The 12,470-nt window shown below is 72.4% G+C and carries 13 protein-coding genes; 6 read left to right on the top strand and 7 right to left on the bottom strand.

Annotated features, from left to right (window positions below):
* Nucleotides 1-81 precede the first annotated feature (81 nt).
* On the top strand, nucleotides 82-1,248 hold the full coding sequence (locus tag HUW36_RS14615; protein WP_174528661.1) for a glutathionylspermidine synthase family protein: 1,167 nt from the start codon (nucleotides 82-84) through the stop codon (nucleotides 1,246-1,248).
* Nucleotides 1,249-1,267: 19 nt separating this feature from the next.
* Nucleotides 1,268-1,834, top strand: coding sequence for a CGNR zinc finger domain-containing protein (locus HUW36_RS14610; protein ID WP_174528660.1), 567 nt, complete (start codon nucleotides 1,268-1,270; stop codon nucleotides 1,832-1,834).
* Nucleotides 1,835-1,851: 17 nt separating this feature from the next.
* Here HUW36_RS14610 and HUW36_RS14605 read toward each other — a convergent pair whose 3' ends face one another.
* Nucleotides 1,852-2,658, bottom strand: coding sequence for a sugar phosphate isomerase/epimerase family protein (locus HUW36_RS14605; protein ID WP_174528659.1), 807 nt, complete (start codon nucleotides 2,656-2,658; stop codon nucleotides 1,852-1,854).
* Nucleotides 2,659-2,733: 75 nt separating this feature from the next.
* On the bottom strand, nucleotides 2,734-3,678 hold the full coding sequence (locus HUW36_RS14600; RefSeq protein ID WP_174528658.1) for a Ppx/GppA phosphatase family protein: 945 nt from the start codon (nucleotides 3,676-3,678) through the stop codon (nucleotides 2,734-2,736).
* A 74-nt stretch (nucleotides 3,679-3,752) separates the two neighbouring features.
* Between HUW36_RS14600 and HUW36_RS14595 the strand changes: the two genes are divergently transcribed.
* Nucleotides 3,753-4,559 (top strand): DUF3109 family protein, encoded by an 807-nt coding sequence (locus tag HUW36_RS14595; protein WP_174528657.1) that lies wholly within the window; start codon nucleotides 3,753-3,755, stop codon nucleotides 4,557-4,559.
* Nucleotides 4,560-4,604: 45 nt separating this feature from the next.
* On the opposite strand, the gene HUW36_RS14590 is transcribed toward HUW36_RS14595, so the two are convergent.
* On the bottom strand, nucleotides 4,605-5,183 hold the full coding sequence (locus tag HUW36_RS14590; RefSeq protein ID WP_174528656.1) for a TetR/AcrR family transcriptional regulator: 579 nt from the start codon (nucleotides 5,181-5,183) through the stop codon (nucleotides 4,605-4,607).
* Between the two features lie 138 nt (nucleotides 5,184-5,321).
* On the opposite strand from HUW36_RS14590, the gene HUW36_RS14585 reads away from it, so the two are divergent.
* On the top strand, nucleotides 5,322-5,975 hold the full coding sequence (locus HUW36_RS14585; RefSeq protein ID WP_174528655.1) for an NADPH-dependent F420 reductase: 654 nt from the start codon (nucleotides 5,322-5,324) through the stop codon (nucleotides 5,973-5,975).
* Between the two features lie 51 nt (nucleotides 5,976-6,026).
* Here HUW36_RS14585 and HUW36_RS14580 read toward each other — a convergent pair whose 3' ends face one another.
* The 3 genes from HUW36_RS14580 to HUW36_RS14570 all read right to left on the bottom strand — a co-directional run bounded on the left by HUW36_RS14580 (nucleotide 6,027) and on the right by HUW36_RS14570 (nucleotide 9,395).
* Nucleotides 6,027-6,581: a hypothetical protein gene (locus tag HUW36_RS14580; protein WP_174528654.1), complete on the bottom strand. Its 555-nt coding sequence runs from the start codon at nucleotides 6,579-6,581 to the stop codon at nucleotides 6,027-6,029.
* A gap of 816 nt (nucleotides 6,582-7,397) precedes the next feature.
* Entirely contained in the window at nucleotides 7,398-8,081 is a 684-nt protein-coding gene (locus HUW36_RS14575) for a response regulator transcription factor (protein ID WP_174528653.1), read from the bottom strand.
* A gap of 21 nt (nucleotides 8,082-8,102) precedes the next feature.
* Nucleotides 8,103-9,395, bottom strand: coding sequence for a sensor histidine kinase (locus tag HUW36_RS14570; protein WP_174528652.1), 1,293 nt, complete (start codon nucleotides 9,393-9,395; stop codon nucleotides 8,103-8,105).
* 200 nt (nucleotides 9,396-9,595) lie between these two features.
* Between HUW36_RS14570 and phoU the strand changes: the two genes are divergently transcribed.
* Nucleotides 9,596-10,240 carry a phosphate signaling complex protein PhoU gene (gene phoU / locus HUW36_RS14565; RefSeq protein WP_174528651.1) on the top strand — a complete coding sequence of 215 codons (645 nt, stop codon included), beginning with the start codon at nucleotides 9,596-9,598 and terminating at the stop codon, nucleotides 10,238-10,240.
* A gap of 97 nt (nucleotides 10,241-10,337) precedes the next feature.
* Here phoU and HUW36_RS14560 read toward each other — a convergent pair whose 3' ends face one another.
* A complete protein-coding gene (locus HUW36_RS14560) occupies nucleotides 10,338-11,105 on the bottom strand; it encodes a phosphoglyceromutase (RefSeq protein ID WP_174528650.1) in 768 nt (255 codons plus the stop codon).
* 151 nt (nucleotides 11,106-11,256) lie between these two features.
* Between HUW36_RS14560 and HUW36_RS14555 the strand changes: the two genes are divergently transcribed.
* Nucleotides 11,257-12,470 (top strand): MDR family MFS transporter (locus HUW36_RS14555; protein ID WP_174528649.1); only part of this gene is annotated, 1,214 nt, incomplete at its 3' end.

Below are 12,470 nucleotides of genomic sequence, written 5' to 3'. Positions count from 1 at the left end.
CGCGCGGCGACACGGCGCCGACCGCCGCGCTGCCCGAGCGCGGCGGCTTCGGCACCCACCTCGCCTCCTGCGGCGGCTGACGTGCGCCGCGAGGCGAGCACGCCGCGCCCCGACTGGGACGACACCATCCGGACCCAGGGCCTGGTGTACGTGGACACCGAACTGCCCGACGGCGAGATCATGTCGTACTGGGACGAGACCGCGGCCTACTCCTTCACGCTGGACGAGGTGCTCCGGCTGGAGGAGGCGACCGAGGAGCTGCACCGGATGTCGGTCGCCGCCGCCGAGCACGTGGTGGCCCGCCGCCGGTACGCCGAGTTCGGCATCCCCGAGTGGGCCGCCGAGGCGGTCGCCCGCTCGCTGCGGGAGGGCCCGCCGACGCTCTACGGCCGGTTCGACCTCTGGTACGACGGCAGTTGGCCGCCGAAGATGCTGGAGTACAACGCCGACACCCCGACCGCGCTGGTCGAGGCGAGCATCGTGCAGTGGTACTGGCTGGAGGACACCCGCCCGGACGCGGACCAGTGGAACAGCCTGCACGAGCGGCTGACCGCCACGTGGGCCAAGATCGGCGCCGGCCTGCACGACCCCCGGGTGCACGTGCTCTGGTCGAACGAGGAGGAGTCGGGCGAGGACCAGATCACCGCCGGCTACCTGGCCGAGACCGCCCGCCAGGCCGGGCTGGACGTGACGCTCATGCCGATCCAGCACGTCGGCTGGGACGGGCGGCGTTTCGTCGACGCCGACGACCGGCCGATCACCACCTGTTTCAAGCTCTACCCCTGGGAGTGGATGCTCGCCGAGCCGTACGGACGGCCGGCGCTGGAGCCGGGCACACCCACCACCTGGATCGAGCCGGCCTGGAAGCTGCTGCTGTCGAACAAGGCGCTGCTGGCCGTGCTCTGGGAGCTGTACCCGGGCCACGAGCTGCTGCTGCCGGCATACCTCGACTCGCCGCGCGGCATGACCGAGTACGTGGCCAAGCCGCTGCTCGGCCGCGAGGGCGGCTCGGTACGCATCGTGACCGGCGGCACCGAGATCACCAATCCGGGAATCTACGGCGAGGAGGGCTTCTGCTATCAGGAGTTCCGCGCATTGCCCGAGTTCGCGGGCTACCGGACGGTGCTGGGCAGCTGGATCGTGGACGGCGCGTCGGCCGGCGCCGGGGTACGGGAGAGCGAGAGCCTCATCACTGACGGTTACGCGCGGTTCCTTCCCCACTACATCGACGCGCCGCGCCTCCCCTGAGTCGTCTACCGTTGGTGTCGTGAACTTCGACGCGTACGCCCGGACCGGGGTCGAGCTCGTCAACGCCCGGCTGGACGACCTCGACGGCCTGCGGGCCCTCTTCCCGGACGAGAACGCCTGGATGCGCGACGAGGTCGCGGAACGGGACCTGGCGATCTTCCGGCGGGCGCAGAAGCGCCTCCGGGACGTCTTCGAGTACGGCACCTCGGGGCGGGACGGCGAGGCGGTGGCGGAGCTGAACGCGCTGCTGGAGGCGTTCCCGGTGCAGCCCCGCATCTCCGGCCACGACTCCTCGGACTGGCACATGCACGTGACCAGCCGAGGCGCCTCGGTCTCCTCGGAATACCTGGCCGGCGCGGTCTGGGGCCTGTCGGTCTGGCTCTGCGAGTACGGCAGCGCCCGGTTCGGCGTCTGCGCCGACGAGCGCTGCGGCAACGTCTACCTGGACACCTCGTCCAACTGCTGCCGGCGGTTCTGCTCGGAGCGCTGCGCCACCCGCTCGCACGTGGCCGCGCACCGGGCCCGCAAGCGGGCCGCGGTCGGCGAGCAGCCGGTGCCGGCCCAGCCGCTCTCCCCGGTCAGCTGACCCCGGCCGGCGCGGGCTCAGGCGTCGACGGGTGAGGGCGCGGTCAGGTTCGCCCGGGCGAACTCCAGCGACTCGCGCAGGTCCGCCTCGCGGACCGCGCGGCTCTTCGCGCCCCGGGTGGTCACCTCCACCGCCACCGAGCCGGTGAAGCCGCGACCGGCCAGCGAGCGCAGCAGCTCCGCGCAGGGCTGACCGCCCCGGCCGGGCACCAGGTGCTCGTCCCGCCCCTCGCCGGTGCCGTCGCCCAGGTGCACGTGCGCCAGGCCGGACCCCATCCGGTCGGCCATGGCCAGCGCGTCCGTGTGCGAGGCCGCGCAGTGCGAGAGGTCCAGCGTGTAGGAGGCGTAGCCGGTGTCGGTCGGGTCCCAGCCCGGCACGTACGGCACGAACTGCCGGCCGGCCATCCGCACCGGGTACATGTTCTCCACCGCGAAGCGGAGCCCGCCGAACTGGCCGGCGATCGTGTCCAGCCCGTCGGCGAACGTCCGCGCGTAGTCGCGCTGCCAGGTGAACGGCGGGTGCACCACGACGGTGGGGGCCTCCAGGGTCTCGGCCAGCTCGGCGGCGCGGCGCAGCCGCTCCCACGGGTCGGGGCTCCACACCCGCTGGGTGACCAGCAGGCAGGGCGCGTGCACCGAGAGCACCGGGACGCCGTAGTGCTCGGCGAGACCCCGCAGCGCGCCCGGGTCCTGGCTGACCGGGTCGGTCCAGACCATCACCTCGATGCCGTCGTACCCGAGCGCCGCGGCGAGCTGGAACGCCGCCGCGGTCCGTTCGGGGAAGACCGAGGACGTGGACAGGAGCACCGGGACGCGGGAAGTCACGCCTCCGAGGGTAGCGGCACCCGCCAGGAGGCATCGGGACGAGCAGCCGCAAAGCGCCCAGAGCGGCTGCGTGGATCACATCGGCGCGAGCTGATCCAACCGGCGCAGGATGACCCCCTCGCGCAGCGCCCACGGACAGATGTCCAGGCTGTCCACGTCGAGCCGGCGCATGACCGCCTCGGCCACGACCGCGCCGGCCAGGAGCTGGTGGGCCCGTTGCGCGCTGACCCCCTCCAGCTCGGGCAGGTGGGCCGGCGGGATGTGCCGGACGAACCCGAGCACCTGCCGCAGGCCGGTACGGGTCAGGCTGCGCCGGGCCCAGAGGCCGGCGCCGGACGGCGCGGCCCCGGCCAGCCGGGCCAGCGTGCGGAACGTCTTCGAGGTGGCGACCGGCCGCTCCCAGCCCACCTCGGTCAACTGCTTGACCACCGGATCGAGCTGCGCGTCCACGTACGCCCGCAGTTCCTCCACGGCCTCCGCCGACGGCGGCAGCAGGCCGGCCGGGTCGACCGCCAGCCGCTCCCGGCTGAGCCGGCCCGCGCCGAGCGGCAGCGAGACCGCGACGTCCGGGTGCTCGTCGATGCCGGCGGCCAGCTCCAGCGAGCCGCCGCCGATGTCCAGCGCCAGCAGCCGGCCGGCGGACCACCCGAACCACCGCCGCACCGCGAGGAACGTCATCCGCGCCTCGTCCGCGCCGGAGAGCACCTCCAGGCGTACGCCTGTCTCGTCGCGGACCCGGGCCAGCACCTCGCCGGCGTTGGTGGCGTCGCGGACCGCGCTGGTGGCGAACGCCAGCAGGTCCTCGGCGCCCAGCCCGTCGGCCGCGGCCCGGGCCATGCCGACCGCCTTGACCAGCCCGTCCGCGCCGGTGTCGGTGAGCGCGCCGTCCGGGCCGATCTGCTCGGCCAGCCGCAGCACCACCTTCTCCGAGTGGGCCGGCCAGGGATGTGCCCCGTGGTGGGCGTCGACCACCAGCAGGTGCACCGTGTTGGAACCGACGTCGAGGACACCCAGTCGCATGGCAAGAACCCTAGGGGCAACACGTTTCGTCGGCTCGCCGGCCGGGCGGGGTGACCGCGCGTACGCTGGTCCGGGTGACAGGGCAGATCGAGCTTCACGTGCTGGTGGACGACCCCGACGACCCGCGCAGCCGCGAGGTCGGGCTGGACTTCCCGCGGGAGTGGATCGAGTTCGTCGACCCGGCCGACCCGAAGCACGTCGTCCGCGCCGACCTGACCTGGCTGCTGTCCCGCTGGACGTGCGTCTTCGGCCGGGGCTGCCACGGCATCGTCGCCGGGCGCGCCGCCGACGGGTGCTGCTCGCACGGCGCGTTCTTCACCGACTCCGACGACGAGAAGCGGGTGAAGGCGGCGGTCAAGCGGCTCACGCCGCAGACCTGGCAGCACTTCCGGCGTGGCTTCAAGAACTGGACCGCGGACGACACGGTCGACGGCAAGACGCCGGCCCGGCGCACCGCCACCCGCGACGTCGACGCGCCGTGCGTGTTCCTCAACGACGCCGACTTCGCCGGCGGGGGCGGTTGCGCGCTGCACGCCCAGGCGCTGCGCGACGGCGTGCACCCGCTGGAATACAAGCCCGACGTCTGCTGGCAGCTGCCGGTCCGCCGTGACCAGGAGTGGCACAAGCGGCCGGACGACACCAAGGTGCTGATCTCCACGCTCGCCGAGTTCGACAGGCGCGGCTGGGGTGCCGGCGGCCACGACCTGGACTGGTGGTGCACCTCGTCCACGGACGCGCACGTCGGCGCCGAGCCGATGTACCTCTCCTACGGGCCCGAGCTGACCGCGCTCGTCGGCGCGCCCGCGTACGAGAAGCTGGCCGAACTCTGCGCCGCCCGCCTCCGCCAGGGCCAGATCGCCCCCCACCCGGCCAGCGAGTAAGGAAGGGCCCCCTCTTAACGCCTCCGGTAGAGGAAGGGCCCCCTCTTAACGCTCCGGGAGCGCCGCGTCGATCAGGGCGTGGGCGCTCCGCTTCGCCGCGTCGGCGATCGTCGGGTCGCCGTCGAGCACCCCGCCGGCCAGGCCGCCGTCGAGCAGCAGGGTGAGCTGACGGGCCAGCAGCTCGGGCTCGGCCGCCCCGGCCTGCCGGGCCAGGTCGGTCACCCAGGCCCGCACCGCGTTCTTGTGCGCGACCGTACGGGCGTGCACCGGGCTGCCGGCCGGCGACTCGGCCGCGGTGTTGATGAACGCGCAACCGTGGTAGCCCTCGCGGCGACAGGCCCCGCCGAGCGCGTCGAACATGCCGACGAGCTGCTCCCGGGGGTCGTCGCCGGCCGCCGCGGCCGCCGCCCGCAACGCGCCGGACCAGGCCTGGTCGACCTTGTCCAGGTACGCCAGGACCAGGTCGTCCTTGCGCGGGAAGTGCTTGTAGAGCGTGGCCTTGGCGACACCTGACTCGGCGATCACCGTGTCCACCCCGACGCCACGCGGCCCGTACGCGTAGAAAAGCCGGAACGCGGTGTCCAGGATGCGGTCCCGGGCGGTGCCGGCGGGCGTGCGGGCCATGGTTCCTCCTCCGTCGTCCGACGAAGTCTACAGACAGGTACGTCTCCTCACCCTTCTAGTAGACAGACCTGTCTGTTAGTCTCGGTCGTACCGAGCGTGGCACCCGTGGTCGCGCCGCAACCGGAGGACGGATTCGACATGCGCATCGCAGTACTGGGCACCGGCATGGTGGGACGGGCCCTCGCCGCTCGCGCGGCCGAGCTGGGACACGAGGTCGTCGTCGGCACCAGGGACGTCACCGCCACCCGCGCCGGCGACTGGGGCGACTGGGCCGCCGGGCACTCCGGCGTCACCCTGGCCGGGCACGCCGACGCCACCGCCGGGGCCGACCTGGTGGTGAACGCGACAAGCGGCGACGGTTCCCTGCCCGCGCTGGACGCGGCGGGTGCGGAGAACCTGGCCGGCAAGGTCCTGCTCGACATCGCCAACCCGCTCGACTTCAGCAAGGGCTTTCCGCCCACCCTGTCGGTGCTCAACGACGACTCGCTCGGCGAGCGCATCCAGCGGGCGTTCCCCCGCACCCGGGTGGTCAAGGCGCTGAACACGCTCACCGCCGACCTGATGACGCACCCGCGACAGCTCGCCGACGGCGACCACACCGTCTTCGTCTCCGGCGACGACGCCGAGGCGAAGAAGGTGGTCGTCGACCTGCTCACCAGCTTCGGTCACACCGACGTGATCGACCTGGGCGACATCACCACGGCCCGGGGCACCGAGATGCTGCTGCCGATCTGGCTGCGCCTCTACGGCCGGCTGGGCACTCCCCTGTTCAACGTCAAGGTCGTGCGCTGAGAACACGCGAAGGCCGGCACCCCGCTCGGGGTGCCGGCCTTCGTATTGGTGTCACTTGGTCCAGTGCTGGGCCACGATGTCGGTGGCCTGCTTCTCCCACTGGGCGTAGGCGTCGGGGTAGGCCGACACCTGCACGGTCTGCGCGGCCTCGGTCAGCGGCATGGTGTCCCAGCCGTCGACCTGCTTCAGGCCCTTGAGGAACGCCAGGGTCGAGTACTCGGGATCGGTGATCTGCTCCGGCGTGCCCCAACCCGAGGAGGGGCGCTGCTGGAACAGGCCCAGCGAGTCGTGGTCGTTGCGGTCGCCGAGGTGACCGAGGTTCTCCAGCTTCGACTCCTGCAGCGCGGTGGCGATCGAGATGACCGCGGCCCGCTCCGGCAGACCGGCCTTCTTCGTCGCGGCGATGATCGCCTTCGCGTTCGCCAGCTGCTCGTCGTTCAGCGTGATGGTCGACTGCTCACCCTGCACACTCGCGACAGCCACAACCGGTTTACCAGCGGCGGCGTGGGCGGTGTCGGCGTGGGCGGCGACCGGACCGGCGAACACGCCACCGGTGAAGGCCAGACCAGCAACACCCAGGACGCTCTTACGCAGGATCGTGTTCATGAGGGAGGCTCCATTCGGGGGTCGACACACCCGGGGGACGGGTGTGGGCACCGTCAGGCGCACAAAGTCTTGGGGGGGGGTTCGGCTGCTCGCGGGGCCCGTGGGGGGCTGCCTTGCGGCGCCGGGACCAGGTGTAACGACCGGCTACCGGCCGCCATTCCCCGCAGGGCGGGGCGGCGTGATGGCGCGGGCGGCGGGAGTTCGCCTGCTCGGTCGTTCACCGGGTTACAACGCCACCGACCCCCCGGCGATTCCACGCCCCGGGGTGCCACCCACCACCACCGAACCGGACACCCACCCCATCCAGGCAGCCGACGCACACCCACCGCCCGGGCTCGGTTGCCGGCGGCGTGCGCCAGGGTTCCAGCCGCCGACCGCGCCGGAGGTGACCTGGGAAGGCAGCATGCCGCCATTGGTGTCACAGCGCAGGAACCGCTGGCGGCCACCCAGCCCGCCCGTCCGGGCTCACCCCTCAGCGCGGTCGAAGACCGCCGTACTCCAAGCCTGAACAAGGCGCGCGAGCCGAGCAGTTACCGCCCGGCAACCGAGTCGAACAGGACATCAGGTCCGTAGGCGGCGAGAGAGGAACCCGGCCCGCAGCAACCTCGCACCAGCCTCAGCCCGTACACCGGGGCCCAGGCCGCCGCGAGCAGACGGCGACGGTCGGCGCCGGTTCCTCGCGGGCAGCGAGCGACACCCCAGGACATCGGGGAGGCGCGGCGTCACGCCACCCGGAGGCGCCGAACACCCGGGGGGCAGCACGGCCCGCTAGCCGCGGCCGGAGGCGGTCAGGCGGCGAGGGCCGGACCGGGACGATCACGGCTCGAACTTGTAGCCCAGGCCCCGGACGGTGACGATGTAGCGCGGCGCGGACGGCTCCGGTTCGATCTTGGAGCGCAGTCGCTTCACGTGCACGTCGAGCGTCTTGGTGTCGCCCACGTAGTCGGCGCCCCAGACCCGGTCGATGAGCTGACCGCGGGTGAGCACCCGGCCGGCGTTGCGCAGCAGCAGCTCCAGCAGCTCGAACTCCTTGAGCGGGAGCTGCACCCCGGCGCCGTCGACGGTCACCACGTGGCGCTCGATGTCCATCCGCACCGGGCCGGCGGCCAGGGTCGGCGCGCCCGTCTCGTTGGCCTCGGCGCTCTGCCGGCGCAGCACGGCGCGGATCCGCGCCACCAGCTCGCGAGGCGAGTACGGCTTGGTCACGTAGTCGTCGGCGCCGATCTCCAGGCCGACCACCTTGTCGATCTCGCTGTCCCGGGCGGTGACCATGATGATCGGGACGTGCGACCGCTGGCGGAGCTGACGGCAGACCTCGGTGCCGGACATCTCCGGCAGCATCAGATCGAGCAGCACGATGTCGGCGCCGGTCCGGTCGAACTCGGTGAGGGCGGAGGTACCCGTCGCGGCGACGGAGACCTCGAACCCCTCCTTGCGGAGCATGTAGGACAGGGCGTCGGAGAACGACTCCTCGTCCTCGACCACCAGTACGCGGCTCAACGGGTGTTTCCTTTCCTGTGGTCAGACCTGCCGGAGCTCGGCCGGGCCGGCCTCGATCCCAGCGGAGGCGAGTGTCGCCTCCAGGTCGTCCGGGGGGCGGGCAGGCAGCCGGAGAGTGAACGTCGACCCCCCACCAAGGGTGCTCGACACGTCCACCCGACCGCCATGGTTGCTGGCGATGTGTTTGACGATGGCCAGCCCCAGGCCGGTGCCGCCGGTCGCCCGGGAGCGGGCCTGGTCGGCCCGGTAGAAGCGCTCGAAGATCCGGTCGACCTCGTTCGGGGCGATACCGATGCCCTGGTCCGCGACGGCGACCTCGACGTGCTCGTCGGTGCCCCGCACGGTGACCCGGACCGTGGTGTCCTCGGCCGAGTAGTTGATCGCGTTCTCCACCAGGTTCGCCACCGCGGTCGCGAGCTGGCTGTCGCTACCGTACGCGGTCAGGCCCCGCTGCCCGTCCACGACGATCTCCACCCGGCGGGCGGTGGCCGCGGTGCGGGTCCGGTCGACCACCTCGGCGAGCACCCAGTCCAGCGAGACCGGTTCGGGGGCGGGCTGAGGCTCGGCGCCCTGGAGCCGGGTCAGCTCCAGCAGTTCCTGCACCAGCCGGCCGAGCCGGGTCGACTCGTGCTGGATCCGCTCGGCGAACCGCCGCGCGGCGACCAGGTCCTCGGAGAGGTCGGGCACGCCGTCGCCGGCCGGCTCGGTGGCGTCCACCAACGCCTCGGCGAGCAGTTGGAGGGCACCGATCGGGGTCTTCAACTCGTGGCTGACGTTGGCCACGAAGTCCCGCCGTACCCGCGCCAGGCGGTGCGACTCGGTGACGTCGACGGCCTCGATCGAGATGTATCCGGCGCCCAGTCCCATGGCCCGCAGGTGCACGCCGAGCGGGTTGACCCCGGAGCTGTCGCGGCCCCGGGGCAGGTCCAGCTCGATCTCGCGACGCACGCCCGTGCGGCGGACCTGCCCGGCGAGGGTACGGATCAACGGGTGCGCCGCGATCGAGCCGGGTGTCGCCCCGGTACGCAGCAGCCCCATCGCGCGGGCGGCCGGGTTCACGAGCACCGGCACGTCGTCCGGGTCGAGCACCACCACGCCGGCGCGCAACGAGTCGATCGTCTTGCGTCCGAGCCCGGAAAGGCCCCCCTGCTGGTCGTCCGGAATCGTCGGCCTCCCTGCGTCACGGCGGGAGGTCCCGCCGCCCCCCGACGCCCGGCGGCGCCGCCATTGCCGGACGGGCTCGGACAGCAGCGACCCGGCGACCAGCCCGGTCACCAGCGCCACGGCCACCGCGATGGCCACCGCCCATTCCACCCGGCGATCGTAGGGTCATTGTTAACCCGGGGATCGGGCACAAAGGGACGAACCACTCTCGCTTCCGGGAAAGTTCACCTGCGGGTCCCGCGTCGTTCATCCGCGTTCACCCTGGTGCCGGCCGTCCGGCCTACCGTGGGGCGCGCACCTGCTCACGCCGTCACCGTTCCGGGGACGGCCACCGACCCCAGGAAGTGACGATGCGCGACGAGTTCCGGGCCGACCTGCAGATTGTCAGCCAACTGCTGGTGGACATGGCCGAGGCGGTGCGCGCGGCCATGCGGCAGGCCACCAGGGGGCTGCTCACCGCCGACCGCGCCGCGGCCGAGACGGTGATCGCGCGGGACGCCGAGATCGACGATCTCTACCGGCACGTGGAGGAGCGGGTCTGCGACCTGCTGGCCCGCCAGGCGCCGGTCGCCTCCGACCTGCGCGCGATGATCACGGCACTGCACGTGGCCGCCGACCTGGAGCGGATGGGCGACCTGGCCGACCACGTGGCGAAGACGGCGCTGCGTCGCCACCCGTCCCCGGCGGTGCCGGCGGAGCTGCGGCCGGTCTTCACCGACATGGCCGGCATCGCCGACCGGATGGCCGAGAAGATCGGCGCGGTGCTGGCCAAGCCCGACGCCGACGTGGCGGCGGAGCTGGACCGCGACGACGACGCGATGGACGACCTGCACAAGAGCCTGTTCGGCGTGCTGCTCGGCGACGACTGGCCGTACGGGGTGGAGACCGCCATCGACGCGACCCTGCTGGGCCGCTTCTACGAGCGCTTCGCCGACCACGCGGTGAACGCGGGCGAGCACGTGGTCTACCTGATCACCGGTTCGACGTCCGCCTGACCCTGTGCAAGGAAGGGCCCCTTGTTAACGCTCAGCGTTAACAAGGGGCCCTTCCTCTACCGCAGACGTTAAAAGGGGGCCCTTCCTTACACGCAGCTCAGCGGCCCTGGTTGGCGACCGCGGCGGCGGCGTCCTTCGCGGCCTCCGGGTCGAGGTACGTCCCGCCGAGCACCTGCGGGCGCAGGTTCGTGTCCAGGTCGTAGCGCAGCGGGATGCCGGTGGGGATGTTCAGCTTGGCGATCGCGTCGTCGGAGATCTGGTCGAGGTGCTTGACCAGCGCCCGCAGCGAGTTGCCGTGCGCGGCCACCAGCACGGTCCGGCCGGCCAGGATGTCCGGCACGATCGAGTCGTACCAGTAGGGCAGCATCCGGTCGACGACGTCCTTGAGGCACTCGGTGCGCGGCATCAGCTCGGTCGGCAGCAACGCGTACCGGGGGTCGCCGACCTGCGACCACTCGTCCGCGTCGTCGATCGGCGGCGGCGGCGTGTCGTACGACCGGCGCCAGAGCATGAACTGCTCCTCGCCGTACTCGTCCAGGGTCTGCTTCTTGTTCTTGCCCTGGAGGGCGCCGTAGTGGCGCTCGTTGAGCCGCCACGACCGGCGCACCGCGATCCAGTGCCGGTCGGCGGCGTTCAGCGCCAGCTCGGCGGTGCGGATCGCCCGACGCAGCAGGCTGGTGTGCACCACGTCCGGCAGCAGGTCGTGCTCGCGCAGCAGCTCGCCGCCGCGCCGCGCCTCGGTCTCGCCCTTGGCGGTCAGGTCGACGTCGACCCAGCCGGTGAAGAGGTTCTTGGCGTTCCAGTCGCTCTCGCCGTGCCGCAGCAGGACCAGCGTCCCGATGGTGGGCCCTTCGCTCGCAGTCATGCGGATCATCCTGCCGTACCGGCCGGGCGGACACGCGGGGACCTGTGGTGACGACCACCACGTGGAAAAGCGGATGACCGACGTTCCGGGGCGGGACTAGGTTGTAAGGCATCCGGCAGACGTCGGTCATTACCGAGCGGGGGGCGTCGGCATGCGGACGGTGCGGGGCTGGTTCCAGGACACGGCGGGCGGACTGCCACGGGCGTTCTGGTACCTCTGGACCGGCACCCTGATCAACCGGCTCGGCTCGTTCATCCTGGTCTTCCTCGCCATCTACCTGACCCAGGAGCGCGACTTCTCCGCCTCCCAGGCGGGTCTGGTGATCGGGCTCTGGGGCGTCGGCGGCGCGGTCGGCACCACCGTCGGCGGCACCCTGACCGACCGCTGGGGTCGCCGGCCCACGCTGCTGACCGCACACCTCGGCGCCGCCACCATGATGGTCGCGCTGGGCCTGGCCCGGCCGCTGTGGGCGGTGGCGGTGGGCGCGCTGCTGCTCGGCACGTTCGCCGAGGCGGCCCGCCCGGCCTTCGGCGCCATGATGGTCGACGTGGTGCCGGAGAAGGACCGGCTGCGGGCCTTCTCGCTGAACTACTGGGCGATCAACCTCGGCTTCGCCTGCGCCGCGGTTCTCGCCGGCTTCGCCGCCCAGGCCGGCTACCTGCTGCTCTTCCTGGTGGACGCGACCACCACGGTGGTCACCGCGCTGATCATCTTCACCCGGGTCCGGGAGACCCGGACCGCGCCCACCGGCCCCGTCGTCAAGGGCGCGTCCGCGCCCGCCGGCGCGCTGCGGACCATCCTCGCCGACCGGGTCTTCCTCGGCTTCGTGGCGCTCAACCTGCTCGCCGCGCTGGTCTTCCTCCAGCACATCTCGATGCTGCCGATCGCGATGGGCGACTCCGGACTCAGCCCGGCCACCTACGGCTCGGTGATCGCCCTCAACGGCGTGCTCATCGTGGTCGGCCAACTCTTCGTACCCCGGCTGATCAAGGGCCGGAGCCGCTCGCACGTGCTGGCGCTCGCGGCGCTGGTGATGGGCGTCGGGTTCGGGCTCACCGCGTTCGCCGACACGATCTGGCTCTACGGCGTCACCGTGCTGATCTGGACCGTCGGCGAGATGCTCAACTCGCCGTCCAACGCCACCCTGATCGCGGAGCTGTCGCCGGCCGCGCTGCGCGGCCGGTACCAGGGCGTCTTCTCGCTCTCCTGGCAGCTCGCCGGGGCCGCCGCGCCGATCCTCGGCGGTCTGGTGCGCGAACACGCCGGCAACGGCGCGCTCTGGCTCGGCTGCGCCGGCATCGGCGTGGTGGCGGCGGTCGCCCACCTGGTCTCCGGCCCGGCCCGGGAACGGCGCGCGGCCCGGCT

Origin of the sequence: Micromonospora maritima (assembly GCF_902825405.1) — a bacterium.
Taxonomy (GTDB): domain Bacteria; phylum Actinomycetota; class Actinomycetes; order Mycobacteriales; family Micromonosporaceae; genus Micromonospora; species Micromonospora maritima.
This window is presented reverse-complemented; position numbering and strand designations above follow the sequence as displayed.

Coding starts and splice junctions, on each gene's coding strand:
- HUW36_RS14600 (WP_174528658.1), bottom strand. CDS start 3,678: ATGCGACTGGGTGTCCTCGACGTCGGTTCCAACACGGTGCACCTGCTG.
- HUW36_RS14590 (WP_174528656.1), bottom strand. CDS start 5,183: ATGGCCCGCACGCCCGCCGGCACCGCCCGGGACCGCATCCTGGACACC.
- HUW36_RS14585 (WP_174528655.1), top strand. CDS start 5,322: ATGCGCATCGCAGTACTGGGCACCGGCATGGTGGGACGGGCCCTCGCC.
- HUW36_RS14580 (WP_174528654.1), bottom strand. CDS start 6,581: ATGAACACGATCCTGCGTAAGAGCGTCCTGGGTGTTGCTGGTCTGGCC.
- phoU (WP_174528651.1), top strand. CDS start 9,596: ATGCGCGACGAGTTCCGGGCCGACCTGCAGATTGTCAGCCAACTGCTG.
- HUW36_RS14560 (WP_174528650.1), bottom strand. CDS start 11,105: ATGACTGCGAGCGAAGGGCCCACCATCGGGACGCTGGTCCTGCTGCGG.